Raw genomic sequence first — 24,041 nt, forward strand, 5'->3', positions numbered from 1 at the left:
CCGACGCGTCTCATTCGAACTTGAGTTCTTTTAGCGCGGAAAGCCCGCTCAGCACGACCTTGCCGCGTTGATTGCGAACCATGGTGTCCATCACGAGAATTCGCTTGGCGTCCTTCTTCTCCACCACGGTCACGTTGATGGTGATGGTGTCGTCGATGAACACTGGCCCCAGAAAACGCAGTTCTTGTCCGACATAAGCGAAGCCCGGACCGGTCAGTCGCGTGTGTGCGGCCGAGACGAGCGAGGCCGTCAACAGGCCGTGCACGACGCGTCTTCCGAACGGTGAGCGCTCCGCAAACGCTTGCTCCATGTGCAGGGGATTCAGATCGCCCGACAGATGGCCGAACGCATTGACCGCCGATTCGACCACGGTGTGGACGTCCACCTGCGAGCGGCCGATTTCTACATCGTCGAAGCGCAGCAGTTCGGGTGCTGCGGGAGCAGCGTGTAGTTGGGCGCTCATGCATTTCTCCTCGAAGTCAGCGCGATGCCGGCATCGACCAGTTCGTCGATCCGCGTAGTGTCATAACCCAGTTCGGCCAGCACCTCACGTGTGTGCTCGCCCTGTCGCGGAGGATGCCGTCGCATGGGCGGCGCCTCGCCGTCATAGCGCACCGGATGCGCAAGTACGCGTATCGGTCCCGCCTCTTCGTGTTCGAACGACATGATCATCTGGTTATGCGCGACTTGAGGGTCGACCTCGACCTGCTCGTAGTCGTTGACCGGCGCGAACCAGATATCGTGCTCCTCGAAGACGCGCATCCATGTTTCTGTCGTGCGCCTGGTCAACGCGTCATAGACCAGTCGATTGATTTCATCGCGACGTCGCACGTTGTCTTTCGGATGCGTGAACTCGGCGAGCGCGGGGACATCGAGCGCATTGGAGAGCTTCTGCGTCGGTGTAAGCGAGATCGCGATATAACCGTCGAGCGTTTTATAGACGCCATAGGGCGCAGGATGAAAGCGGCTGCCCGTTGGCGGCTGGGTGCGCTGCCAGAGCGGACCCTTGTTCATGTAGTACGTGAAAGGCTCGATCTGCAAATCCAGTGCCGCGTTCAGCAAATTGCTCTCGACACGCGTACCCACACCCGTGCGTTCGCGCGACTGAAGTGCAGCAACCACGCCGAACGCTGCCAGCACCGCTGCATGTTGATCGACGATAGCGGAGCCGACAGGCGTCGGCGGCGAATCGGCTTCACCGGAAAGCATGGTCATGCCGCTCATCGCTTGTAATAGCAGGTCTTGTCCCGGGCGCTTGAGATAGGGACCCGACGATCCATAACCCGTGCACGAGCAATACACGAGACGCGGGTTGACCTCGTGCACTTGCGCATAGCCGAAGCCCATCTTGTCGAGCACACCGGGGCGGTAGTTCTCTATCAATACATCGGCTTTGCGGATCAGCCGCCATACGATTTCACGCGCGGCTTCCTCACGCAAGTCGAGCGAGATGCTGCGCTGATTGCGATTGCCCAGCAGAAAGAACACGCTCACGCCTTCGACGAAAGCGTCCGCGCCGGTCCAGCTTCGCTCGAACGCGCCGCCCGGTGGCTCGATCTTGATGACATCCGCGCCGACATCGGCGAGCATCTGCACGGCGGCGGGCCCTTGCAGAAAATGGGTGAAACTCAGTACCTTGATGCCTTCCAGCATAAACTCCCCCTTCGTCCGCGCGTTATCAGGCAAGCGCCGCACGCGCGATGATCATGCGTTGTATTTCGGATGTCCCTTCGACGATCTCGAGCACCTTGGCGTCGCCGAATGCGCGCGCTACCGGATACTCCGCCATCACGCCGTAACCGCCGTGTATCTGCAAAGCCTGATGCGCTGCGTGCATCGCCTGTTCCGAGGCGAAGAGCTTGGCTTGCGATGCCTGCATGTCGAACGGCGCGCCGCTGTCCTTCAATGTGGCGGCGTCGTAAAGCATGAGACGTGCGGCATGCGCGTGCGTCGCCATGTCGGCGACCTTGAATTGCAGGCCTTGAAACTCCGCTATCGCGCGGCCGAACGCGCGTCGCGTCTTCATGTATTCGACGGACCGTTCGAGCGAGCCTTGCAAGATGCCGAGCGCAAGCGCGCCGATTAAAATGCGGCCTGTGCTGATCTGCGCGAGCGTCTGACGCAAACCCGCGCCGCGTTCACCAAGCAGATTCTCTGCGGGGATCGCGCAGTTTTCGAAGAACAACTCGTGCGTGATCGAAGCGCGCCAGCCGATCTTGCGCAGCTTGCGGCCCGTTTGATAGCCAGTAGTGCCCGAAGGCACGATGAAGTTCGAAATCTCTTTCTTGCCATCGGCACGCGTACCGGTCACAGCCGCGATTACCACCGGTCCGCCGAGTTCAGTGCCCGAGTTGCTGATGAAAGTCTTCGCGCCATCGATGACCCAGCGCTCGCCATCGAAGCGCGCACGTGTGGCGATGTTGGCCGCATCCGATCCCGCATCGGGCTCGGACAAACCGATCGAACCGATCTGGCTGCCTTCGAGAACAGGCCTTAAATAAAGGTCCTTTTGCGTCGATGTGCCGTAGTTCGACAAGAGACTCGCGACAGTCGAATTGGCCATCAAGGCGTTCGCGACCGCACAATCTACGCGCGCCAGTTCTTCGAGCACGATGACAAACGAAAGCCAGTCGCCACCGCCACCGCCCCATTGCTCCGCATAGGGCAGGCCGGTGAAGCCAAGCTCGCCGGCTTGACGCCAGATATCGTAGGGAAAGGCTTCTTGCTCCCAGAGCTCCTCGGAATGCGGTGCAATCTCTTTGTCGGCGAAGCGGCGAACGGCTTCACGAATCATGGCGTGCTCTTCGCCGAGCCAGTGAGGCAAACGATGTATCGTGCTCATTCGGTCACCGTCACGGTCGAGGCGCGCCGTGCAAGGCGCTTTTCCATGAACTGCCTCAAGCCCGCGCGCGCGCCTTCACTCGTGAAATTCACCGCGTATTGCGCTGCTTCAAAGTCGAGTCCTGCGGACAAGGGCATTTCGTTCGCGCGATTGAGCGCGCGCTTCGCCATTTCCATTGCGAAGGGGTCGTAGACGGCGAGTGTTTCGGCGAACTCGCGCACTGTATCGAACAATGCATCGTGTTCGACGATCTCGTGCAGAAAGCCGAACGACGCGCATTCCTGAGCCGTATGACGCCGCCCGCTCAATACGAATCGCTTGGCGCAGGCGAGCCCCATCTTGGCGACGGCGAGTTGCGTGCCACCCCAGCCGGGCATGGTATTGAGCGTGATCTCGGGAAACCCGAAGCTCGCTTTCGTCGATGCAATCACGAAGTCGCAAGCAAGCGCCAATTCGAACCCGCCGCCTAGCGCGAAGCCATTGACCATTGCGATGGTCGGCTTGGCGCTTTCATGCAGGCGCAACAACGCGCGCTGCCCGGCTACCATGTCACGATACGCGCCCGCGCTGTCGAGCGTAACCAGCCGCTCGATATCGTTGCCAGCAGCGAAGGCCTTGGGACCGCTACCCGTGATGGCGATGACGCGCGTTGCATCGTCGGCGAGTGCATCGTCGAGTCCTGCTTCGAGCGCCGCGAGCATTTCCGGCGTGAAGGCATTGAGTTTATCGGCGCGGTTGAGCGTCAGGAGACGCAGTGCGCCGTGCTGTTCCGCTATGACGGGCGAGGTGTTCATCAGCATCGTGTCACAGCACCTTGAGGTAAGTCTTGCCCGATGCCACGACCACGCCGTCTTGCCGCGTGACATCGGCGACGAATACGCACACGTTGCGCTCTTCATCCTTCTCTTCGAGCGTGAGACGCGCAGTGACCGTATCGCCTATAAACACCGGCGCATTGAACGTGATGTCATAGCGATACGACACCGCGCCCGGACTCGGCGCCTTCGCCGCCATATGGCCCATGACTGTCGAAAGAAAGCCGACCGAGAGACAGCCTTGCGCAATGCGCTTCTCGAAGCGCGTGGTCTTGGCGAACTCTTCGTTCAGATGCACGGCGTAAAAGTCGCCGACTATCCCGGCAAATCCATAGATGTCGTATTCGGATACGGTCTTTGCGAAATCGGCGGTATCGCCGATTGCATAACAGTCCATGTGCGGGCGTTTGGCCATGTTGACGAACCAATGTATTAGGTGGGGTAAACACGGCGTATCGCTTGCGAGCGACACACCGTCAACGTGGAAGTCACTTTAAAGATGCGCTTGGTTCACGCGGTAGGACGGTTCGCGCGATCTTTTGGACTTTTTAGCGTCACGTCGCGTTTGCATGGAAACCAGCGTTAAAAAGTACAAGAAATCTGGAGCCTGGTCCTAACGCACCGTTGACGCGATCACAAATACTTGCGTCAACCCGTCGCTCTTCGACATGCACGACACATGAGGCACAAGAAGAGGCAGAAGGCGGTGTCCATATCGTGAAGAACGTGGGAAGGAGACAACATGAATTCGCTTTTCAAGGCGCATCGCTCGTTGCGCGTGACGATGAGCGCCGTGCTCGCCGCATTGTGCGTCGCCGCAACAGGCAGCGCGATGGCGCAAGACAAGGTCGTGATGAAGCTTGGGCATACGCTCGCACCGGACAATCACTATCAACTGACCGCGCAGGTCTTCGCCAAGGAAGTCGCGCAACGCACGCATGGCCATGTCGAGATTCAGCTCTTTCCCCAATCGCAACTCGGGGGCGAAGTGCAGATGGCGCAGGCGTTGCGCACTGGCACGCAGGAACTCATGATCTCCGCGCAAGCGCCGATCGACAATACGATCAAGCAATGGCAGATTTTCGACATGCCTTATCTCTTCAGCAGCATGGATGAGGCGAACAAGGTGCTGCAAGGACCCGTCGGCCGCAAGTATCTCGACATGATGCAGCCGGTCAACATGGTCGGTCTCACGTGGCTTGCTGTCGGCGAACGCAATCTCTTCACGACCAAGCGTCCGGTCACGTCGCTTGCCGACATGAAGGACCTGAAGGTGCGCGTGATGCAAAGCCCTGGCTATATCGCGGGCTATAAGGCGCTCGGCGCGAACCCCACGCCGCTCGCCTATAACCAGCTGTTCCTCGCGCTGTCGCAAGGCCTCGTCGATGGCGCGGACACATCGCCCGAGCAATTCGTGCAGGACAAGTTCTCCGACGTCGCCAAGCATTTCTATGTGACGCACGTGAACTACCTGCCCGTCGTGCTCGCGATGAGCAAGAGCGCCTGGACCAAGCTGTCGCCTGCTGACCAGAAGGCTTTTCAAGAGTCAGCCGCGGTCGCCGCCGATTTCGACCTGAAGGAGTACAAGCGCGAATACGACGCCGCACTCGCGACGATGAAGGCCAAGGGCATTCAAGTGACGATGGTCGACACTGCGCCGTGGGCCGAAGCCACGAAGTCCGCGCGTGACGAACTCGTTGCGAAGATTCCGGATGGCGCCGCGCTCTACGCCGAGATGAACGCGGCCAAGCAGGCCTCGTCCGTGGCATCCAAATGACGCCTTTGTCACCGGAAGTGCCGGAGGAAACCCGTATGGAAAAGCTCGCGCGTGGCTTGATGTTCATCGACGACATGGTTCTGAAGCTGAACCTGTTCGTCAGCAGTTGCCTCTTGCTGGCAGCGGTGATCGTCGCCGGTCTCGGGGTCGTGTTCCGCTTCGTGCTGCACGACTCGCTTTCGTGGTCCGACGAAGCCGCGGCGTATCTCTTCGTCTGGCTCACGTGCCTGGGTGCGGCGGCAGGCGTCAAGTTGCGCGCACATCCCGAAGTGCGCGTGCTGGCCGATCGCGTGCCGGCGGCGATCGCGCCCTTGCTCAAGGACTTCACGGACTGCGCGATTCTCGCGCTCGGCGCCGTGTTCGTCGCGTATGGCTCGGACATGCTCGCGTTGATGGGCACGGAGACGGCCGCATCGATTCCCATCTCGATGGTCTATCCGTATCTTTCTATTCCCGTGTGCGGCGCGTTGCTCGTGTTTCATTCGCTGGTGCGCATCGTCGTGTCGCACCTCGCGCCGCAGACGCAGACCAACGCCGCTTTGATCGAAGGCGTGTCCGACCATCTCTAGGATAAAGACATCATGTGGGCAATCGCTCTAGGCGCGGGGCTGCTCGGCCTCGGTGTACCGGTGGCCATCTGTATTGGTATCGCGGCGACGCTGGCGTTGTCGATCAATGGCACGCCGCTGCTCGTCATTCCGCAACAGCTCTTCTCGAACCTCAATAACGTGGGTCTGCTCGCGATTCCGTTCTTCATGCTCACGGGCGCGATCATGGATTCGGGCGGCGTTTCCCGACGCATCATCGAGTTTTCGCAAGCGCTCGTCGGCTTCATGCGTGGCGGTATCGGACAGGTCACGATTGTCGCGAGCATGTTCTTCGCGGACCTCTCGGGATCGGCCACGGCGGATACGGCGGCGATCGGCTCCGTGATGATTCCGGGCATGGTGAAGAAGGGCTATTCGCGTGCGTTCGCGGTGGCATTGCAATCGGCGGCGGGATCGCTCGGGCTGCTTTCGCCGGTATCGATGAGCATGCTCGTCTATGCTTACACGGCGAATGTATCGGTAGGCACGATGTTTATTGCCGGTATCTTGCCGATGCTCCTAGTGGTCGCTTCGTTCATGATCGTGAACTACGTGACCGCCGTGCGCAACGACTACAGCGCGGTCGAGCCGTTCAGCGCACGCAAGTTGTGGACTACGTTTCGCGAAGCATTCTGGGCCTTGCTCACGCCGATCATCATTCTGGGCGGCATCCTTGGCGGCATCTTCACGCCGGTCGAGGCAGGCGTGGTTGCGGCGGTGTACGTCACCCTGGTGAGCGCGTTCATCTTCCGCACCTTGAAGCTCTCGCATTTCAAGGAGATTCTCGTCAAGACGTCGGTGAACACGACGCGCGTGTCGTTCCTGTTGGGTCTTGCCTTCGTGCTCGGCCGGTATCTGATCGAAGCGCAAATTCCCTTGCATGTGGCGAACAGTTTCCTTGCGATCACGACGAGCGCCATCATCCTGCTCATTCTCATCAACCTGTTTCTGATCGCGGCGCATACGGTGCTTGAAACCATTTCGAGTATCGCGGTGATAATCCCGGTGTTCCTGCCGCTCGTCGTGCAGATGCATATCGATCCCGTCGTATTCGGCGTGATCGTGCTGATCAATTCGGCTATTGGCATCAATCTGCCACCTATTGGCTTCTGCCTCTTCACGGCGGCGTCCATTGGTGGTGTATCGGTCGAAAAGGCGACGCGTGCGATTCTGCCTTTCATTCTCGCGCTCGTGATCGACTTACTGCTGATCATTTTCTTCCCGCATATTCCGCAGTTTCTGCCGCATCTGATGTCGATGAAATAACGCTCGACGACCTTGGAAAACGCTTCACCAGGGGCCTGGTCTTCGGACCGGGCCCTTGGTATGACAGCACGGTTTACGACGTGTCAGCGTGCACTGTGATATTTCTTCTGTCTAAGTACACGTGCAACCGTCCAACGAACCCTGTATGTCATTGGAGTGAACATGGCCAAAAGCACCATCGCCGATTATCTGGCAAAGACGCTTGCCGCTGCGGGCGTCGAACGCATCTGGGGCGTGACGGGCGACAGCCTCAACGGGCTTGCCTACAGCCTCGATAAAGTCGGGTCTATCCGTTGGATGCATACTCGCCACGAAGAAGCCGCGGCCTTTGCCGCGGGCGCGGACGCAGCTTCTTCCGGCAAGCTCGCCGTCTGCGCGGGCAGTTGCGGTCCCGGCAATCTGCATCTCATCAACGGGCTTTACGACTGTCATCGTAACCAACAGCCCGTGCTGGCCATTGCCGCGCATATTCCATCGACGGAAATCGGCCTCGGATACTTTCAGGAAACGCATCCGCAAGAGCTCTTCAAGGAATGCAGTCACTTCGTCGAACTGGTGTCGAACGCATCGCAGTTCCCGCGCGTGCTCGAACGTGCGATGCGCGCGGCGCTCGATCAACGTGGCGTCGCGGTAATCGTGCTGCCGGGCGATGTTGCCTTGAGCGACGGACCCGGAGTCGAACCACGGTGGACCGCAAGCGAGTCGAGCGCAATCGTTCCAGCCGAATCGCAACTCGACACACTCGCGGCCATGCTCAACGGCTGCGAAGCCGTGACCATCATGTGCGGCAGCGGTGTGGCGGGCTCGCACGACGAAGTGGTCGCGCTTGCCGATACACTCGGAGCGCCGGTCGTGCATGCGTTGCGCGGCAAGCAATTCATCGAATACGACAATCCGTTCGATGTCGGCATGACGGGCTTGATCGGCTTCAGCTCGGGCTATCACGCCATGATGTCCTGCGATACGCTCGTGCTGCTCGGTTGCGACTTCCCTTATCGGCCGTTCTATCCGCCGCACGCGAAGGTCGTGCAGATAGACTGGCGCGGGGCGCAGCTCGGCAAGCGCACGCCGCTCGACATGGGTATCGTCGGCACCATCAAGGAGACGCTCACGGCGCTCTTGCCCAAGCTCACGCGCAAGACGGAACGACGCTTCCTCGACAACGCGCTCAAGCACTATGCAGATGCACGCAAGGACCTCGATCACTACGCGACACCTTCCGCGCCTGGCCGTCCGATTCATCCGCAATATCTCACGAAGCTGGTCGATGACATCGCCGCTGAGGATGCCATCTTTACCGTCGATGTCGGCACGCCCACGTTGTGGGCCGCGCGCTACCTCACGATGAATGGCAAGCGTCAGTTGCATGGCTCGTTCAATCACGGTTCCATGGCGAACGCAATGCCGCAGTCGCTCGGCGTGCAAGCGGCGCATCCGCAACGGCAAGTGGTCTCACTGTCGGGCGATGGCGGTTTGTCCATGCTGCTAGGCGATCTCTTGAGCGCCATTCAGTTGAAGCTGCCGATCAAGGTCGTCGTGTTCAATAACAGCTTGCTCGGCTTCGTGTCGATGGAGCTCAAGGCGGGCGGTTATCTCGACACCAATGTCGATCTCAGCAAGACCGACTTCTCGCAGATTGCGAAGGGCGCGGGCATATGGTCGGTGCGCGTGGAAGAGTCGGAGCAACTGGAGGGCGCATTGCGCGATGCCTTCGCGCACGACGGCCCCGCGCTCGTCGATGTCGTCACCGCCAAGCATGAATTGGCGATGCCGCCGACCATCGAGCTATCGCAAGCGAAGGGCTTCAGTCTCTACATGCTGCGCGCTATCTTGAGCGGCCGTGGCGACGAAATCGTCGAGCTGGCGCGCACGAATCTGCGTTAAGCAAACTAATCGGCCGCAACTCGTATCATCAAAACGAGTTGCAAACAGAGTTGCGACCGATTTCGCGTTCGTGGTTTATGCTGTCGGACCACATCCAACGCAGACAGCGAGCCATGAGCGATTCATCAGCGGGCGCATTGCCGCTCGATCAGGTTTTCGACTTCGAAGGTCAGGCTATCCGTTATGGCGCGATAGGCGAGGGCGCGCCGCTCGTGATGGTGCACGGCACGCCGTTCTCATCGCAGGTATGGCGGCGGATTGCGCCGGTGATGGCGCGGACGCATCGCGTGCATTACTTCGATCTTCTGGGATACGGCGAGTCGGACAAGCGCGAGGGGCAGGACGTATCGCTCGGCGTGCAGAATCGCGTGCTCGCGGCATTGCTCGATCACTGGAAGCGTGACTGGAAGGGCGCGTTGCCCGACGTGCTCGCGCACGACTTCGGTGGCGCCACTTCGTTGCGGGCCGCGCTACTGAACGGCTGCGTTTATCGTTCCTTGATGCTGATCGACCCTGTCGCGCTGTCGCCGTGGGGATCGCCCTTCGTGCTGCACGTTCGTGAGCATGAGAGTGCGTTCGCGGGCGTGCCGCCCTACATACACCGCGCCATGGTCGATGCCTATGTGCAAGGCGCGGCGCATCGGCCGCTTTCGGAAGACGTGCTGCGCATCTACACGCGGCCGTGGATCGGCGAACCGGGACAGGCGGCTTTCTACAGACAGATCGCGCAGATGGACCAGCGTTATACCGATGAAATCGAAGCACGCTTTGGCGATTTGCGTTGCCCCGTGACGGTTCTTTGGGGCGAGGAAGACCAGTGGATTCCAGCGAAACGCGGCGTCGAATTGGCTTCGCGCATTCCGGGCGCGCGGTTCACGCGAGTGGCGTGCTCGGGGCATCTCATGCAGGAAGATGCGCCCGAAGCGATTGTCGGCGAATTGCTGGCGTTCCTCGCGCGCGTGGATGCGCTAGCCTAGTCCTTGCGCTTATAACGCAGCCACACCATGTCGTTATCGAGCGTCTTCGCCGAATCGAGCTTGAGATAAGCGGGCTTTTGCCATTTGTCCATCGCCACTTCGAATGAAGAGGGATGCGCCTCGCGGCCGTCGACGAGCGGCACGATCAGCACGCTGACTTCATCGACGAGTTGCGCATTGACGAACGCGCCCGATACATGCCCGCCGCCTTCGACTATCAACGTGCCGATCTTCAACTCGCGCTCGAGCGTTTCCACGACGCGCGCGAGCTCGATATCCTTCTTTCCGCCGAACACGTAGGACGCGCCGATGGATTGCAGATAGGCGAGGTAGTCGTCATCGACGTCTTCCGCGAGCACTTCGACGATATGCGAGTCGAGTGCCGTGTTCGTCTTCCACGTCACGCGGCCCTTGGGGTCGATTGAAATTGCGTACTGGCTTGCGTCGCGTTTGGCGAAATGGTCCGTGCGTTCGATAGGACCTTTGGCGAGGCCACGCGGATAATCCTTGTCCTTGCCGTGCGAGATTTCCTGCATGGTGACGCGGCCGCACGCCCAGGCATCGGCCTTGAAGGTCGCGGCGGTTTCTTCATAACACGGCGATGCAAAGTCGAGATGCCAGCCGTCGGTAAGGCTGCGGCCATCGAGCGAGGACATCATGTGGCAAATGATATGCATGGGGGCTCCAGCGTATGAGAAAGCAAACCGTCCGCAAGCCCCATGCCCTAAATCCTCCCATAGCGCCTCCGAACTTTCCCTATGTTACGATCTTCACAAATGTGATTTAGAATGAGATCAATCTATCAAAACATGTTGTGCGTCGCACAAGACCGCAGCACCCCGATCTCATGCTGGAAACTGCAACGGAGTCCGTCGTCGCGTGGCCCGGGAAAGTCCAAGCCGGGCATGTGAGCGATCGTAATCCCGGCGTGCCCTTCGACCTCTCATGGCTCGATGGCTTGCGCGTGAATCAGTCCGCCGTGCTGCGCCGCGCGTCCACGCTTGGCACGCGTCGCGCGGTCAAGAAGGACGCACAGGCCGCGTGGCTGCTCAAGGCGATCACCTGCATCGACCTCACCACGTTGAGCGGCGACGACACCACCGCGCGCGTCGAACGTCTTTGCGCAAAGGCGCGTCGCCCGGTGCGAGACGATTTGCTCGAAGCGCTCGGCATGACGCCTGGATCGATCAGGACGGGCGCGGTTTGCGTGTATCACCGCTACGTCAAAGCCGCCGTGAACGCGCTCGAAGGGAGCGGCATTCCGGTCGCGGCCGTCTCCACGGGTTTTCCCGCTGGTCTCAACCCGCACGAACTCAAGTTGCGCGAGATAGAGGCCTCGGTGAAGGACGGCGCGGCAGAGATCGATATCGTCGTCACCCGTGAGTACGTGTTGACCGGTAACTGGAAGGCGCTCTACGACGAGATGCGCGACTTCCGCGCCGCTTGCGGCAATGCGCACGTCAAGGCGATTCTCGGCACGGGCGACATCCGCACGCTGTCGAACATCGCCAAGGCATCGATGATCTGCATGATGGCCGGCGCGGATTTCATCAAGACATCGACGGGGAAGGAAAGCGTCAACGCCACGCTCGACGTCTCGCTCGTGATGGTGCGCATGATCCGCGAATATCTGGCGCGCACCGGCGTTGCCATCGGCTTCAAGCCTGCTGGCGGCGTTTCGACGGCCAAGACCGCGCTCGAATATCAGATCCTCATGAAGGAAGAACTCGGGCGTGAATGGCTCGAACCGGATTTGTTCCGCATTGGCGCGTCGAGCCTTCTCGCCGATATCGAGCGGCAACTCGAACATCACGTGAGCGGACGGTATTCGTCGTTCAATCGCCATCCCGTCGCCTGAATCACGCATCACGCATCCAACAGACAGCCCTCATGAGCGTAGCCGAATATTTTTCTTCGATGGAATACGGACCCGCACCGGAAGACGATCGCGCCGTGCGCGCGTGGCTCGATCAACACGCCGGCCGTTTCGGTCATTTCATCAACGGCGCATGGCGCGATGACGACGACGCCGAGCGTTTCGAATCGCGCGAGCCGGCGACAGGGCGAGTACTTGCATCCATCGCGCAAGGCACCGATGCCGATGTTGCGGCTGCCGTGGCAGCCGCGCAAGCCGCGCTCGAAGGCTGGCAAGCGATTGGCGGTGCGGGACGCGCGCGGCATCTCTACGCGCTTTCGCGCATGGTGCAGCGACATGCGCGGCTCTTCGCCGTGCTCGAATCGCTGGACAACGGCAAGCCGATTCGCGAGTCGCGCGACATCGATATCCCCCTTGTTTCGAGGCATTTTCTGCATCACGCGGGTTGGGCGCAGTTGCAGGATCGCGAGTTCGCCGACTGGGCGCCGCTCGGTGTCATCGGGCAAATCGTGCCGTGGAATTTTCCGCTGCTGATGCTTGCTTGGAAGATCGCGCCTGCTATCGCGCTCGGCAATTGCGTGGTGCTCAAGCCGGCCGAATACACGCCGCTTACCGCGTTGCTCTTCGCCGAACTGGCGCATCGCGCGGGCTTGCCGGCAGGCGTGCTCAATGTCGTGACGGGCGATGGCCGCACGGGTGCGGCGCTCGTCGAGCATCCACGTGTCGCGAAGATTGCGTTCACGGGATCGACCGAAGTGGGTCGGCAGATTCGCGCGACGACGGCGGGCTCGGGAAAATCGCTCACGCTCGAACTGGGCGGCAAGTCGCCCTTCATCGTATTCGACGATGCCGATCTCGATAGCGCGGTCGAAGGCGTGGTCGACGCCATCTGGTTCAATCAAGGACAAGTGTGCTGCGCGGGTTCGCGTTTGCTCGTGCAGGAAGGCATCGAAGCGGCTTTCGTCGACAAGCTGAAGCGCCGCATGGAGACGCTGCGGGTCGGGACGTCGCTCGATAAAGGCATCGACATGAGCGCTATCGTCGATGACGTGCAACTCGAACGTATTCGTTCGCTCGTCGCCAAGGGCGAAAGCGAAGGCTGCGCCATCTTCCAACCGTCGCGTCTCACGTTGCCCGAAGGAGGCGCGTTTTTTCCGCCGACGCTCGTGACCAACGTGGCGCCTGCAAGCACGCTTGCGCAGGAAGAGATCTTCGGTCCGGTGCTCGTGACGATGAGCTTTCGCACGCCCGAGGAAGCCGTCGCACTGGCCAATAACACGCGCTATGGTCTCGCGGCCAGCGTGTGGAGCGAGAACATCAGCCGCGCGCTGGACGTTGCGCCGCGCCTGCAATGCGGCGTCGTGTGGATCAATGCAACCAATCTCTTCGACGCAGCCGTGGGCTTCGGCGGATATCGCGAGTCGGGCTTTGGCCGCGAAGGTGGACGCGAAGGCGTCTATGAATACCTGAAACCGCGTGCCTGGGCGAAGCTGCCAGTTCGCGGGGAAATGAAGGCAACGCCGGCACAGCCCGATGCGTTGCTCGATACGGGCAATGTCAGCACCATCGACCGCACGGCGAAGCTCTTTATCGGCGGCAAGCAAGCGCGGCCCGATAGCGGCTATTCGCAACTCGTGCGTTCGCCGTCGGGCGAGATTGTTGGCGAAGTGGGCGAGGGCAATCGCAAGGACATTCGCAACGCGGTGGCCGCTGCGCGCAGCATGACGAAGTGGACGGCCGCAAGCGCGCATAATCGCGCGCAGGTGCTGTATTACATGGCCGAGAATCTCAGTGCGCGCGCCGATGAGTTCGCAAGGCAACTCGTCACGCGTGCCGGGTCCAGCGAACGCGATGCGAAGCGCGAAGTCGAAGCATCCATTGCGCGTTTCTTTACGTATGCGGCATGGTCCGACAAATTCGACGGAGCGGTGCATGCGCCGCCTTTGCACGGTGTGGCGCTCGCCATGCACGAAGCGCTCGGCGTGATCGGCGTGGTGTGCCCCGACGAAGCGCCGTTGCTCGGCTTCGTGTCGCTGGTGGCGCCTGCGCTTGCGCTGGGTAATCGCGTGGTCGCGGTGCCGAGCGAGACGTGTCCGCTGATGGCGACGGACTTCTATCAGATCGCGGAAACGTCGGATGTGCCAGGCGGTGCGCTCAATATCGTCACGGGCGATGTACGCTCGCTAGCTCAAACGCTCGCGCAGCACGACGATGTCGACGCGCTCTGGTGCTTCCACGGCGCGGCCATTTCGACGCTGGCCGAACGCGAGTCGGTGGGTAATCTGAAACGCACGTTCGTCGATAACGGTCGCGTGTTCGACTGGCACGATGCATCGAGCGAAGGCTTGCCGTTCTTGCGGCAGGCCGTGCAGGTGAAGAATATCTGGGTGCCGTACGGCGATTGATCGACGGTACGCATGTGAGAATTGAAGGGCGAAGACTTCGGGACGAAGCGCGCCCATGCATGGAGGAGACGCTGTGCTGAAGAATATCGATCCACTATTGAATGCCGACATTCTGTACGCGCTTGCCGCGATGGGACATGGCGACGAAGTGGTGATCTGCGATGCTCATTTTCCCGCTGACTCGGTGGCCCGGAAAACGGTGTTAGGCAAGGTGCTGCGCATGGATGGCGCGAGCGCGCCACGTGCGGTGCGTGCCGTGCTTTCGGTGTTGCCGCTCGATACGTTCGTCGAAGATCCGGCAGGCCGCATGGAAGTAGTTGGCAATGCAACTACTTTGCCTGCCGTGCAACGCGAGGCGCAACGCGAAGTGGACGACGCAGAAGGGCGTGCACAGGCTTTCGCGCCGATCGAACGTTTTGCGTTCTACGAACGCGCCAAGAATGCGTATTGCGTGATAGCCACGGGCGAAGCGCGCGGTTATGGCTGCTTCATCTTCAAGAAGGGCGTGCAGCTCGCCGCCGACGCGTCTGAAGGAGAAGCGCGATGAGCGTGGTCATTCTCGGCATCTACGTCACCGACCTCGCGTTCCGTGCACAACGCATGCCCTTGCTTGGCGAAACCGTGGCAGGCTCGGCGTTTGCAATGGGTCCGGGTGGCAAGGGCTCGAATCAAGCCGTGGCGGCCGCGCGTGCGGGCGCCGACGTGATCTTCTGCACGCGCATTGGCAACGACGCGTTCGGCCAAATCGCACAGGCAACGTGGGCGGCTGAAGGCATCGCATCGCGTGCGACCGTGCTGGACGACATCGCCACGGGTGCCGCGCATATTTACGTCGACGAAAACACGGGCGGCAACGCGATCATCGTGGCGGCCGGCGCTGCGGGCACGCTTGGACCCGAAGACATCGAGGCGATCGAAGCGGATATCGCACGTGCATCCGTGTTCGTCACACAACTCGAACAGCCGCTGCCCGCTGCGCGTCGTGGTCTCGAACTCGCGCGCAAGCATGGCGTGACAACGGTGTTCAATCCCGCGCCGGCGCTTCCGCTCACCGACGACATCTATCCGCTCTGCGACTACATCACGCCCAATGAAACTGAAGCAACCGCGCTCACGGGCGTGGCGATCGAATCGGTCGATGACGCTCGCCGCGCAGCGGATGTCTTGCTCAAGAAGGGCGCGCGTGCGGTGATCGTCACGCTCGGAGAAAAGGGCGCATTGCTCCACACGTCCGGAGGCAAATCCGAACTCGTGCCGGCCTTCGATTGCGGCCGTGTAGTCGAGACCGCAGGCGCGGGCGATGGCTTCACAGGCGGCTTCGCAGCGGCGCTTGCACGCGGCGATTCGGCGCTGGCTGCCGTGCGCTTCGGTTGCGCGCTGGCGAGCCTTTCGGTGACGCGCGCGGGCACCGCTCCGTCGATGCCGCGTCTCGATGAAATCAACGCTGTGCTCGGCGAAAGGAGCGAGGTGCGATGAAGGGATCGAAGTGGCTCGCCGATCGCCAGCTGAACTTTCTGGTCGGCGTGAACTTGCTGGTCGTGATCATCGCGACATGGCTTTCCAAAGGACAGTTTCTCGACATCGACAATCTTCAGTCGATGGGCGGACAATTGCCCGAACTCGGGCTGCTCGCACTCGGCATCATGCTGTCGATGGTGTCGGGCAATGGCGGGATCGATCTGTCCGGAGTGGGGCTCGCGAATTTGTCTGGCATGGTCGCGGCAATGTTGCTGCCGCAAATGGTCTCGGGCGACGATTCACCGGCGCTCTATACCGGCGTGTTCGTATGCATCGTCGTGGCAATGGGTGCGCTTGGCGGTATCCTAAATGGCGTGGTGATCGCGAAGCTGAGGCTCACGCCCATTCTCTGCACGCTCGGCACGCAACTGCTATTCACGGGTATCGCGGTGGTGCTGAGTAACGGTGCTTCGGTGCGGGTGGAATATGTCGATCCGCTTTCCAGCATCGGTAACGGCACCTTCCTGCAAGTACCCATATCGTTGTGGATTTTCGTCGCCGCCGTCTTGTTGCTCGGTTGGATACTGAAGCGCACGCCGTTCGGTCTGCGGCTGTATCTCATGGGCACGAATCCGAAGGCCGCGTTTTATGCGGGCATTCCGCGCACGCGCATGCTGATCGTCACGTATGGTCTTTGCGGCGTGCTTGCATCGCTTGCCGGACTCATCAGCGCGACGCATACGTCGAGCGCGAAATGGGATTACGGCAATTCGTATTTGCTGATCGCAATCCTCATCGCGGTCATGGGCGGCGTGAATCCCGCTGGCGGCTATGGACGTATAGTCTGCGTCTTTCTTGCCGCGACCGTCTTGCAGTTTCTGTCGAGCCTGTTCAATCTGCTCGGCGTGTCGCAATTCTTCGGTGACTGCGCGTGGGGTTTCTTGCTGCTTGCATCGCTTGCATTCGCAGGTGGCGAACGCGTGCGCGCAATCTTCGGTATAGGCGGCGCGAAGCCTTCCAGCAAGGTGCCGCAACCGCCCGCATCGACCGGACGTTGAAACGCTTTTATTTCCCCGTGATTCATAAAGAGACCAAGTGACAGAGGCAAAGGAGACAGCACAATGAAACTCAAGAAAATCACCGCCGCGCTCACGGCAATCGCGCTTGCGGCAGGAGCCATTGCAGCCGCGCAAGCTGCGAACAACGAGACCATCGTGACGGTCGTTAAAGTGACCGGCATCAACTGGTTCAATCGCATGGACGAAGGCGTAAAGCAGTTCGGCAAGGACAATCCGAACATCTCCGTGTATCAGACAGGTCCGGGGCGTGCCGATGCCGCGCAACAGCTGAAGATCATCGAAGACTTGATCGCGAAGAAAGTCACGGCGATTGCAGTCGTGCCGTATGATCCGCCGACGCTCGAACCCGCGCTCAAGAAGGCGATGGATCGCGGCATCAAGGTCGTCACGCATGAAGCGGACAACGCGAAGAACACCATGGTGGATATCGAAGCGTTCGATAACACTGCCTACGGTGCGGGCTTGAACGAACGTCTTGCGAAGTGCATGGGAAGCCAGGGTAAGTGAGCCGTGCTGGTGGGCTCGCTCGGCAGCCGCTCGCAAGTGCAATGGGCCGATGGCGGTATCGGCAATGCAAAGGCCAAGTATCCGAAAATGGATCTGGTCGAGCCGAAGCTTGAAACGAATAACGACGGCGAGCGTGCTTATCAGGTCGCGAAGGAAGTGCTGCGCAAGCATCCGGATCTGACGGGCTTTCAGGGCTCGTCGTCGCTGGATGTGATCGGCATTGGCCGTGCAGTGGAAGAAGCGGGCAAGGTCGGCAAGATCTGCGTGTATGGCACGGGCCTGCCGACTGAAGCAGGCAAGTTCCTCGAAAGCGGAGCGGTCAACGGCATCGCGTTCTGGGACCCGAAGCTCGCCGGTCTCGCAATGAACAAGGTCGCGCAGATGTTGGTGGAAGGCAAGACCATCGACAACGGTACGGACCTCGGCATCACCGGATACAACAAAGTCACCGTGAGCAAGGGCCCGGGCAAGGGTGTGATCGTGCGCGGTACCGGTTGGGTTGATGTCGACAAGACCAACTACAAGCAGTATCCGTTCTGATGTGACGTACGCGGCGCGTGGTTCATTGCCGCGCGCTGCCTGCTTTCTATAAGCCATGACCAAAGAGACACCGCTCCTCGAAGTCGTCGATATTCATAAGCGTTTCACAGGCGTTTATGCGCTGCGTGGCGTGAGCCTCTCGTTTGAACGCGGGCAGATCTATCATCTGCTCGGCGAGAACGGCTGCGGCAAGAGCACGCTCATCAAGATCATCTCGGGTGCGCAACCGCCCGATGAAGGCGAACTCGTGATCGAAGGCGTGAGACATGCGCGGCTATCGCCGCTCGAATCGCTTTCCGCGGGTATCGAGACCGTTTATCAAGACTTGTCGCTGCTGCCGAACATGAACGTGGCGGAGAATGTCGCGCTCACATCCGAGCTTGCCGAACACAACGGCAAGCTCGCGCGCACGTTCGATCGCCGCGCGCTTGCCGAAACCGCTGCACGGGCGCTGGAAGCCGTGGGCTTGCCGGGCGATGCGGATTTTCAGAAGACCTTGATCGAGCAATTGCCGCTCGCCACGCGGCAGCTCGTGGCAATCGCACGCGCCATTGCCAGCGAAGCGAAGTTCGTCATCATGGACGAGCCCACCACGTCGCTCACGCAAAAGGAAGTGGACAATCTCATCGCCGTGCTCGCGCGTTTGCGTGCCGACGGCGTCGCCGTGCTGTTCGTGAGTCACAAGCTCGACGAGTGCTACGCAATCGGCGGCGAAGTGATCGTGCTGCGCGATGGTCAGAAAATGGCGCAAGGTCCTATCGAAAACTATACGAAGGCGCAGATCAGCGAGCTTATGACGGGCAAGCATCTTTCAACCGAGCGCTATCGCGCGCAAGGGGAAGAAGGCGCATCGCAGATCGTGCTCGACGTGCAGGCGCTCGGACGCAAAGGCCAGTTCGCCGATGTATCGTTCAAGCTGCACAAGGGCGAGATACTCGGTGTGACGGGGCTGCTCGATTCGGGCCGTAACGAACTCGCGCGTGCACTGGCAGGTGTCGCGCCCGCCGACATGGGCACGGTCACGCTCGACGGCATGCGCGTGCGCCTGCAAACGCCGGCGGATGCGAAGACGCAACGCATAGGCTATGTCCCGGAAGACCGCCTGAACGAAGGGCTTTTTCTCGACAAACCGATTCGCGATAACGTCGTGACCGCGATGATTTCGAGCCTGCGGGACCGCTTCGGTCAGATCGATCGCAAGCGCGCGCAGGAGCTTGCCGAGCGCACCGTGAAGGACTTGCAGATCGCCACGCCCGACGTCGACAAGCCCGTGCAATCTCTTTCGGGCGGCAATCAGCAACGCGTGTTGATCGGGCGGTGGCTTGCCATCGATCCGCGCGTGCTGATCCTGCACGGGCCGACTGTCGGTGTCGACGTGGGATCGAAGGACATCATTTACCGCATCATGCAGCGGCTTTCCAAGGAGGGCATCGGCATCATTTTGATCAGCGACGACTTGCCCGAACTGCTGCAAAACTGCGACCGTATCTTGATGATGAAGAAGGGCCGGATTTCGAGCGAGTATCGCGCGGATCGTCTGAGCGAGGCCGAGCTTTATCACGCGTTACTTTCAGAGGCAGCATGAGTATGAGCGAATCCATCCGCCGCACGGGAAGCGAGCCGGTGCCGCAAGCCGTGAGCGACGTCGCGCCGCGCGTGCGCAAGGGCAGTCTTTATGCGCGGCTGATGCGCAATCCCGAGTGGTTCACCCTAGGTCTTATTCTCGTGACGTGTCTGATCGTGGGTGGCCTGAACCCGCGGTTCTTCCAATTCGCCACGTTGTTCGACTTGTTGCATTCGGCGACCACCGTATCGCTCTTTGCGCTGGGCACGCTCGTCGTGCTGGCTTCGGGAGGTATCGACGTGTCGTTCACGGCAATAGCGGCACTCACGATGTATTCGATCACCAAGGCCGTATTCGCTTGGTGGCCGGAGTGTCCGTTTGCGTTGATACTCATTGCGGGCGCGCTGGGCGGCGTCTTGCTTGGCATCATCAATGGCATGCTCGTGCATCGGTTGAAGGCGCCTTCGCTGATCGTGACGATCGGCACGCAGTATTTGTATCGCGGCTTGTTGCTGACTTTCGTGGGCACGCAGTTCTTCATGAACATTCCGCACAGCATGGATACGTTCGGACGCCTGCCGCTCTTCTTCTATCACACGTCCGATGGTTTGCGTGCCGTGTTGCCGGTCTCCGTGCTCGCGCTCGTGATCGCGGCGGTCGTCACATGGTGGCTGCTCAATCGCACGATGATGGGTCGCGGCGTCTATGCGATGGGCGGCAGTCTCACCATCGCCGAACGGCTCGGTTACAACCTGCGCGCGATCCATCTGTTCGTGTTCGGCTATACGGGATTGCTTGCGGGCGTCGCGGGCATTCTGCATGTATCGACCAACCGGCTTGCCAATCCTTTCGACTTGGTCGGCACGGAACTCGATGTGATCGCCGCCGTGATTTTGGGCGGCGCACGCATAACCGGTGGTACGGGAACGGTGGTGGGCACGTTGCTCGGCGTCGTGCTCGTGACGCTCATCAACAGCGTGCTGATTCTGGTGGGCGTGCCGAGCACTTGGCAGAAGGTGATCATCGGCGCATTCATTCTCGTCGCAGGGACGTTGTTCGCGCTCGGACGACGGCAGTAGTGGGTTGGTCGTTCAGAAGCCGCAGAGAGCCCGCATAGCGTTTTGCGGGCTTTTTTACGCGTGCTTGCGTCTGCGCTGCCCTTCCTCGGTGATGACCGAGTCGAACTCGGAAATCTGCGAGAAGCGCACGGCCTTGACCTTGCCGAGCTTGCTTGCATCGACGACGAGATGGCGCTCCACCGCGCTTGCCATGGCCGCCTGCTTGATGGCCACTTCGTGAAAGTTCCAGCACGTCACACCGCGCGCTTCATCCACGCCACCCGCCGACATGAACGCCTTGTTGATGCCCATACGCCTCAGCGTCTCGACGCTTTCATCGCTCGCAAACGATTCGGATGACGGCACATAGACGCCACCAAGAAGGATCAGCCGGACATTGGGCTTGCGGCGCAGAATCTCGGCCACGTTGAGCGAATAGCACACGACGGTGAGATGCATGTCCGTGGGAATCTGCCGCGCGAGCGTGGTGAGCGTGGTGCCGCAATCGATGAAGATGGTCTCGCTATCGGTAAGCAGATGCGCGGCATGGCTCGATGCAATCGCCTTGGCCTGAGCGAAGTGATCCTTTTCTTCCTCGATGGTATAGCCCGCTGCATTGGGCAAATCCGCCGCGCTGACGATATAGCCGCCGAGGTAAGTGAATTGACCGGGATGCGCTGCGATATCGCGGCGAACGGTCATCTCGGAGACGCCTAGCAAGGCGGCTGCATCGCGCAAGCGCATCACGTTCTGCTTTTCGAGTGCGCTTGAGAGCACGCGCAGGCGTTCGGGTTTGGCCATCGGCTTACGGCTTTTGTGCGGTGTTAGGTTTTAGTCGTGGGTTGAAAGGATTATAACAATGCGGACCAGCGTGTGAACGCCGGCGCGGGTAAGTACGGGGTCGTCCATATGGCCAAGCAGTCGAGTGAGCGTTAATTATCGGGCGCTCTACGCTATATTCTTGCTCCTCCAAGTACTGACCAAACCGCAATGTCCGAACCGCTCTCCGATGACGCACGACTGGCCGCCGCCATTGACCGCCTGAAAGTCGAATTCCCGAAAACGCGCGAGCTCTACCGGGAAGTCTGCACGCTCCTGTTCTTTCGATTCGGCGTGCCGCCGACGGCCAATCGCCTTTACAGCCTGGTTCGGCGCGGCACCATGAGCACGCCGGCATCGGTGCTGGGCGAGTTCTGGGCCGAGTTGCGAGAAAAGAGCCGGGTACGCATCGAGCATCCGGACCTGCCGCCGGATTTGAGCGATGCCGCTGGCGAACTCATCGGCACGCTTTGGACGCGCGCAACTACGTCGGCACAGGCCGAACTCAACGCGCAACGCGAAGAGCTTGACGCGCAACGCACCGAGGCCGAGCAGAAGGTAGTTGCGGCGCGCGAGGAACTGGGGCGCATGGAAACGACGCTGGAACAGCGCACGATTGCATTGTCGGCGGCACAGGCCGAGATTCGCGAGTTGGAGCGGCAACGCGCCGAAGACGCGGCCACGCGAAAGGCAGTCGATGCCGAAATCAAACGGCTCAACGACGAAGCAAGCGCACGCGCCCGAGAACTGGACAAGGTGCGCGAAGGCTTTTCGCGCGATCTCGAGAAGCTGCGCGAAGCGGCGAGCCGCGCCGAGGAGCGTTTGAGAGCATCGGAGAAACGCGCGCTGCTCGAAATCGATCGCGAACGCAGCGTCACGGCCAAGCTTCAAAAGGAACTGGCCGAGGCGGTCAAACGGGCCGACAAGCGCGATGTGGACCATCGCCGTGCCGTCGATGTCTTGCAAGCGCAAGTTGGCGACGGCCGTCATCATGCCGGCGTGCTCCAAGGCAAACTGGCCGCGCTGGAAACGGCGCATGCGTCGTTGAAAGACGAGCTCAAGTCGATGCGTGATATCGATAAGACGACGCCCAAGCGTGCGACGCGTAAGCCCGCGGTTAAAAAGACCGTCGCGGCACGCAAGAAAGGCGGCTAAAGCCTTCAGTGCGCGTCGTGAGTCAGCTCCCGCCAATCCGATGCCAACGCAAGGAGGGTGTCTGCGCGCATCCGCATGAACAACAATGGCTTCCATCGCAAACGTTTCGGGAGCCAGCATGTCAGCACGCATTCAAGCCTCTTCCGTCGACGCATACGCCACGCGTGGGAGCTAGCCGTGACTACCGCCACCTGGCTTGCCTTCTCCATTGCAACGCTCGCCGCCACGGGCTCCCCGGGCCCCAATGCCATGCTCGTCGTGCGCAATACCGTGCGTCACGGACTGTATGCCGCGCTCTTCACGGTCTCGGGCAATCTGTGTTCGCGCTTCGTCATGGCAAGCGGCGTCATGCTCGGCTTGAGCGCCTTGCTCAACGCATCGCCGTGGCTTGTCATCGGTCTGCGGCTAGCGGGCGCGCTCTATCTGATCTGGCTCGGCATACGCGCCATGCGTGGACAGGGCCCACAAGCCGCGGTCACGCATGTGACGCCGCACGTCAGGCAGCCTTGTCTGCGCATCTTTCTTGAGGCCGCTACGGTATCGCTCGTCAATCCGAACACGCTCGGCTTCTTCGCGGCCGCCGTGCCTCAGCTAGTCGATCTGCATACGCCGATACTGCCGCAACTCGCCACGCTCATCTCGATCGATACGACCGTGGTGCTCACTGTGATGTCGACTTACGCGTTCGTCACGCATGCCGTGCATCGGCGTATCACGAGCCACAGCCGTCTCATGATGATTCGGCGCGGCGGCGGTGCTGCGTTGGTTATCGTCGGACTCACGATGCTGCCGCTTCGTTGATACGCACAATCTCGCATCGAAACCCGTTAAGCAAAGCCGACGACCGTTTCGATTTGCAACGTTAAGAATCTTTACGGTCAGCCCTTTCGATCATTCAGCGATTTGCGGTGAGTCCCGCCAGCCGGGGCTTTCGCATGATTGGCCCAGCCCTTGCATTGATAGCTCCGATAACAAACCGGAGCCGTCCATGATCGAAGCAGGCCGAACCGCCACGCTCACGCATACCGTCTCATCCGCCGATCTCGCCTCTGCTCACGCGCATGAAGCGGATGAGCGCTATCCCGACGTGCTATCCACGCCCGCATTGTTGTCCCTTATCGAGCGCGCCTGCGCGGAACTCATGCGCGACTCCCTGCGCGACGGGCAGCTCTCCGTGGGCGTCACCACGCATCTCAATCATCTCGCACCGACACCACATGGCGCCGATGTCTCCGCCACCGCGACGTTTCGTGCAATCGAAGGCGCGCTGTACTGGTTCGACGTTGTCGCAGCCGATAACGGCGGCCCTGTCGGCAGCGCGAGCCATGCACGGGCCATCGTCGAGAGAAGCGTCATCGAGGCGCGCGCCGCGAAGCGCCGTTCGTCATGAGCGTGCCCGCCATAACGAAGAATTCGCGGCAAAGGCCGCTCA

The 24,041-nt window shown here is 60.6% G+C and carries 22 protein-coding genes and 1 pseudogene; 16 read left to right on the top strand and 7 right to left on the bottom strand.

Annotated elements, in window-relative coordinates:
- Positions 1–10: 10 nt before the first annotated feature.
- Genes LDZ28_RS29815 through LDZ28_RS29835 form a run of 5 tightly spaced genes read right to left on the bottom strand, consistent with a single transcriptional unit; the run spans position 11 to position 4,072 of the window.
- Positions 11–463 carry a MaoC family dehydratase gene (locus LDZ28_RS29815; RefSeq protein WP_244831352.1) on the bottom strand — a complete coding sequence of 151 codons (453 nt, stop codon included), beginning with the start codon at positions 461–463 and terminating at the stop codon, positions 11–13.
- Entirely contained in the window at positions 460–1,653 is a 1,194-nt protein-coding gene (locus LDZ28_RS29820) for a CaiB/BaiF CoA-transferase family protein (protein WP_244831353.1), read from the bottom strand. Before LDZ28_RS29820 ends, LDZ28_RS29815 begins: the two co-directional genes overlap by 4 nt.
- Before the next feature lie 25 nt (positions 1,654–1,678).
- Entirely contained in the window at positions 1,679–2,842 is a 1,164-nt protein-coding gene (locus tag LDZ28_RS29825) for an acyl-CoA dehydrogenase family protein (protein WP_244831354.1), read from the bottom strand.
- On the bottom strand, positions 2,839–3,642 hold the full coding sequence (locus tag LDZ28_RS29830; RefSeq protein WP_244831355.1) for an enoyl-CoA hydratase/isomerase family protein: 804 nt from the start codon (positions 3,640–3,642) through the stop codon (positions 2,839–2,841). Before LDZ28_RS29830 ends, LDZ28_RS29825 begins: the two co-directional genes overlap by 4 nt.
- Before the next feature lie 4 nt (positions 3,643–3,646).
- On the bottom strand, positions 3,647–4,072 hold the full coding sequence (locus LDZ28_RS29835; RefSeq protein ID WP_244831356.1) for a MaoC family dehydratase: 426 nt from the start codon (positions 4,070–4,072) through the stop codon (positions 3,647–3,649).
- Positions 4,073–4,399: 327 nt separating this feature from the next.
- On the opposite strand from LDZ28_RS29835, the gene LDZ28_RS29840 reads away from it, so the two are divergent.
- The 5 genes from LDZ28_RS29840 (at position 4,400) to LDZ28_RS29860 (ending at position 10,148) form a co-directional block, all read left to right on the top strand.
- The gene (locus LDZ28_RS29840; RefSeq protein ID WP_244831357.1) at positions 4,400–5,434 is read left to right on the top strand and encodes a TRAP transporter substrate-binding protein; all 1,035 of its coding nucleotides are present in this window, start codon (positions 4,400–4,402) and stop codon (positions 5,432–5,434) included.
- Positions 5,431–6,003: a TRAP transporter small permease gene (locus LDZ28_RS29845; RefSeq protein WP_244831358.1), complete on the top strand. Its 573-nt coding sequence runs from the start codon at positions 5,431–5,433 to the stop codon at positions 6,001–6,003. The genes LDZ28_RS29840 and LDZ28_RS29845 overlap by 4 nt, the downstream gene beginning before the upstream one ends.
- 12 nt (positions 6,004–6,015) lie before the next feature.
- Positions 6,016–7,287 carry a TRAP transporter large permease gene (locus LDZ28_RS29850; RefSeq protein ID WP_244831359.1) on the top strand — a complete coding sequence of 424 codons (1,272 nt, stop codon included), beginning with the start codon at positions 6,016–6,018 and terminating at the stop codon, positions 7,285–7,287.
- Positions 7,288–7,449: 162 nt separating this feature from the next.
- A complete protein-coding gene (poxB, locus tag LDZ28_RS29855; protein WP_244831360.1) occupies positions 7,450–9,171 on the top strand; it encodes a ubiquinone-dependent pyruvate dehydrogenase in 1,722 nt (573 codons plus the stop codon).
- Between the two features lie 113 nt (positions 9,172–9,284).
- Entirely contained in the window at positions 9,285–10,148 is an 864-nt protein-coding gene (locus LDZ28_RS29860) for an alpha/beta fold hydrolase (RefSeq protein ID WP_244831361.1), read from the top strand.
- Here LDZ28_RS29860 and LDZ28_RS29865 read toward each other — a convergent pair.
- Positions 10,145–10,825, bottom strand: coding sequence for a dihydrofolate reductase family protein (locus LDZ28_RS29865; protein WP_244831362.1), 681 nt, complete (start codon positions 10,823–10,825; stop codon positions 10,145–10,147). The genes LDZ28_RS29860 and LDZ28_RS29865 overlap by 4 nt on opposite strands.
- Before the next feature lie 170 nt (positions 10,826–10,995).
- Here LDZ28_RS29865 and deoC point away from each other — a divergent pair, with 170 nt between their 5' ends.
- From deoC to LDZ28_RS29905, 8 genes and pseudogenes are all read left to right on the top strand, one after another.
- Entirely contained in the window at positions 10,996–12,006 is a 1,011-nt protein-coding gene (gene deoC, locus LDZ28_RS29870) for a deoxyribose-phosphate aldolase (protein WP_244831363.1), read from the top strand.
- A gap of 32 nt (positions 12,007–12,038) precedes the next feature.
- Complete coding sequence (locus tag LDZ28_RS29875; protein WP_244831364.1) at positions 12,039–14,429, top strand: aldehyde dehydrogenase family protein; 2,391 nt, start codon at positions 12,039–12,041, stop codon at positions 14,427–14,429.
- A 73-nt stretch (positions 14,430–14,502) separates the two neighbouring features.
- Positions 14,503–14,976, top strand: coding sequence for an RbsD/FucU family protein (locus LDZ28_RS29880; protein WP_244831365.1), 474 nt, complete (start codon positions 14,503–14,505; stop codon positions 14,974–14,976).
- Positions 14,973–15,905 (top strand): ribokinase, encoded by a 933-nt coding sequence (rbsK, locus tag LDZ28_RS29885; RefSeq protein WP_244831366.1) that lies wholly within the window; start codon positions 14,973–14,975, stop codon positions 15,903–15,905. Before LDZ28_RS29880 ends, rbsK begins: the two co-directional genes overlap by 4 nt.
- Positions 15,902–16,945: an ABC transporter permease gene (locus LDZ28_RS29890; protein ID WP_244831367.1), complete on the top strand. Its 1,044-nt coding sequence runs from the start codon at positions 15,902–15,904 to the stop codon at positions 16,943–16,945. The genes rbsK and LDZ28_RS29890 overlap by 4 nt, the downstream gene beginning before the upstream one ends.
- 63 nt (positions 16,946–17,008) lie before the next feature.
- A pseudogene (locus LDZ28_RS29895) lies at positions 17,009–18,013 on the top strand (autoinducer 2 ABC transporter substrate-binding protein).
- A gap of 55 nt (positions 18,014–18,068) precedes the next feature.
- A complete protein-coding gene (locus tag LDZ28_RS29900; protein ID WP_244831368.1) occupies positions 18,069–19,598 on the top strand; it encodes a sugar ABC transporter ATP-binding protein in 1,530 nt (509 codons plus the stop codon).
- Positions 19,595–20,656, top strand: coding sequence for an ABC transporter permease (locus tag LDZ28_RS29905; RefSeq protein WP_244831369.1), 1,062 nt, complete (start codon positions 19,595–19,597; stop codon positions 20,654–20,656). The genes LDZ28_RS29900 and LDZ28_RS29905 overlap by 4 nt, the downstream gene beginning before the upstream one ends.
- Positions 20,657–20,710: 54 nt before the next feature.
- Here the strand turns inward: LDZ28_RS29905 and LDZ28_RS29910 are convergent, their stop codons facing one another.
- Positions 20,711–21,436, bottom strand: coding sequence for a DeoR/GlpR family DNA-binding transcription regulator (locus LDZ28_RS29910; protein WP_244831370.1), 726 nt, complete (start codon positions 21,434–21,436; stop codon positions 20,711–20,713).
- A gap of 189 nt (positions 21,437–21,625) precedes the next feature.
- On the opposite strand from LDZ28_RS29910, the gene LDZ28_RS29915 reads away from it, so the two are divergent.
- From LDZ28_RS29915 to LDZ28_RS29925, 3 genes are all read left to right on the top strand, one after another.
- Positions 21,626–22,609, top strand: a complete 984-nt coding sequence (locus LDZ28_RS29915; RefSeq protein WP_244831371.1) for a DNA-binding protein — start codon at positions 21,626–21,628, stop codon at positions 22,607–22,609.
- Between the two features lie 177 nt (positions 22,610–22,786).
- A complete protein-coding gene (locus LDZ28_RS29920) occupies positions 22,787–23,410 on the top strand; it encodes a LysE family translocator (protein ID WP_244831372.1) in 624 nt (207 codons plus the stop codon).
- 187 nt (positions 23,411–23,597) lie between these two features.
- On the top strand, positions 23,598–23,999 hold the full coding sequence (locus LDZ28_RS29925; RefSeq protein WP_244831373.1) for a thioesterase family protein: 402 nt from the start codon (positions 23,598–23,600) through the stop codon (positions 23,997–23,999).
- Positions 24,000–24,041: the final 42 nt, after the last annotated feature.

The sequence above is a fragment of the Caballeronia sp. TF1N1 genome, assembly GCF_022878925.1.
In the GTDB taxonomy this organism is placed as follows: Bacteria; Pseudomonadota; Gammaproteobacteria; order Burkholderiales; family Burkholderiaceae; genus Caballeronia.

What these genes read in the sequence shown, in the direction of transcription:
- LDZ28_RS29815 (WP_244831352.1), bottom strand. Translation starts at nt 463, where the DNA reads ATGAGCGCCCAACTACACGCTGCTCCCGCAGCACCCGAACTGCTGCGC.
- LDZ28_RS29820 (WP_244831353.1), bottom strand. Translation starts at nt 1,653, where the DNA reads ATGCTGGAAGGCATCAAGGTACTGAGTTTCACCCATTTTCTGCAAGGG.
- LDZ28_RS29825 (WP_244831354.1), bottom strand. Translation starts at nt 2,842, where the DNA reads ATGAGCACGATACATCGTTTGCCTCACTGGCTCGGCGAAGAGCACGCC.
- LDZ28_RS29830 (WP_244831355.1), bottom strand. Translation starts at nt 3,642, where the DNA reads ATGCTGATGAACACCTCGCCCGTCATAGCGGAACAGCACGGCGCACTG.
- LDZ28_RS29835 (WP_244831356.1), bottom strand. Translation starts at nt 4,072, where the DNA reads ATGGCCAAACGCCCGCACATGGACTGTTATGCAATCGGCGATACCGCC.
- LDZ28_RS29840 (WP_244831357.1), top strand. Translation starts at nt 4,400, where the DNA reads ATGAATTCGCTTTTCAAGGCGCATCGCTCGTTGCGCGTGACGATGAGC.
- LDZ28_RS29845 (WP_244831358.1), top strand. Translation starts at nt 5,431, where the DNA reads ATGACGCCTTTGTCACCGGAAGTGCCGGAGGAAACCCGTATGGAAAAG.
- LDZ28_RS29850 (WP_244831359.1), top strand. Translation starts at nt 6,016, where the DNA reads ATGTGGGCAATCGCTCTAGGCGCGGGGCTGCTCGGCCTCGGTGTACCG.
- poxB (WP_244831360.1), top strand. Translation starts at nt 7,450, where the DNA reads ATGGCCAAAAGCACCATCGCCGATTATCTGGCAAAGACGCTTGCCGCT.
- LDZ28_RS29860 (WP_244831361.1), top strand. Translation starts at nt 9,285, where the DNA reads ATGAGCGATTCATCAGCGGGCGCATTGCCGCTCGATCAGGTTTTCGAC.
- LDZ28_RS29865 (WP_244831362.1), bottom strand. Translation starts at nt 10,825, where the DNA reads ATGCATATCATTTGCCACATGATGTCCTCGCTCGATGGCCGCAGCCTT.
- deoC (WP_244831363.1), top strand. Translation starts at nt 10,996, where the DNA reads ATGCTGGAAACTGCAACGGAGTCCGTCGTCGCGTGGCCCGGGAAAGTC.
- LDZ28_RS29875 (WP_244831364.1), top strand. Translation starts at nt 12,039, where the DNA reads ATGAGCGTAGCCGAATATTTTTCTTCGATGGAATACGGACCCGCACCG.
- rbsK (WP_244831366.1), top strand. Translation starts at nt 14,973, where the DNA reads ATGAGCGTGGTCATTCTCGGCATCTACGTCACCGACCTCGCGTTCCGT.
- LDZ28_RS29890 (WP_244831367.1), top strand. Translation starts at nt 15,902, where the DNA reads ATGAAGGGATCGAAGTGGCTCGCCGATCGCCAGCTGAACTTTCTGGTC.
- LDZ28_RS29900 (WP_244831368.1), top strand. Translation starts at nt 18,069, where the DNA reads ATGACCAAAGAGACACCGCTCCTCGAAGTCGTCGATATTCATAAGCGT.
- LDZ28_RS29905 (WP_244831369.1), top strand. Translation starts at nt 19,595, where the DNA reads ATGAGTATGAGCGAATCCATCCGCCGCACGGGAAGCGAGCCGGTGCCG.
- LDZ28_RS29910 (WP_244831370.1), bottom strand. Translation starts at nt 21,436, where the DNA reads ATGGCCAAACCCGAACGCCTGCGCGTGCTCTCAAGCGCACTCGAAAAG.
- LDZ28_RS29915 (WP_244831371.1), top strand. Translation starts at nt 21,626, where the DNA reads ATGTCCGAACCGCTCTCCGATGACGCACGACTGGCCGCCGCCATTGAC.
- LDZ28_RS29925 (WP_244831373.1), top strand. Translation starts at nt 23,598, where the DNA reads ATGATCGAAGCAGGCCGAACCGCCACGCTCACGCATACCGTCTCATCC.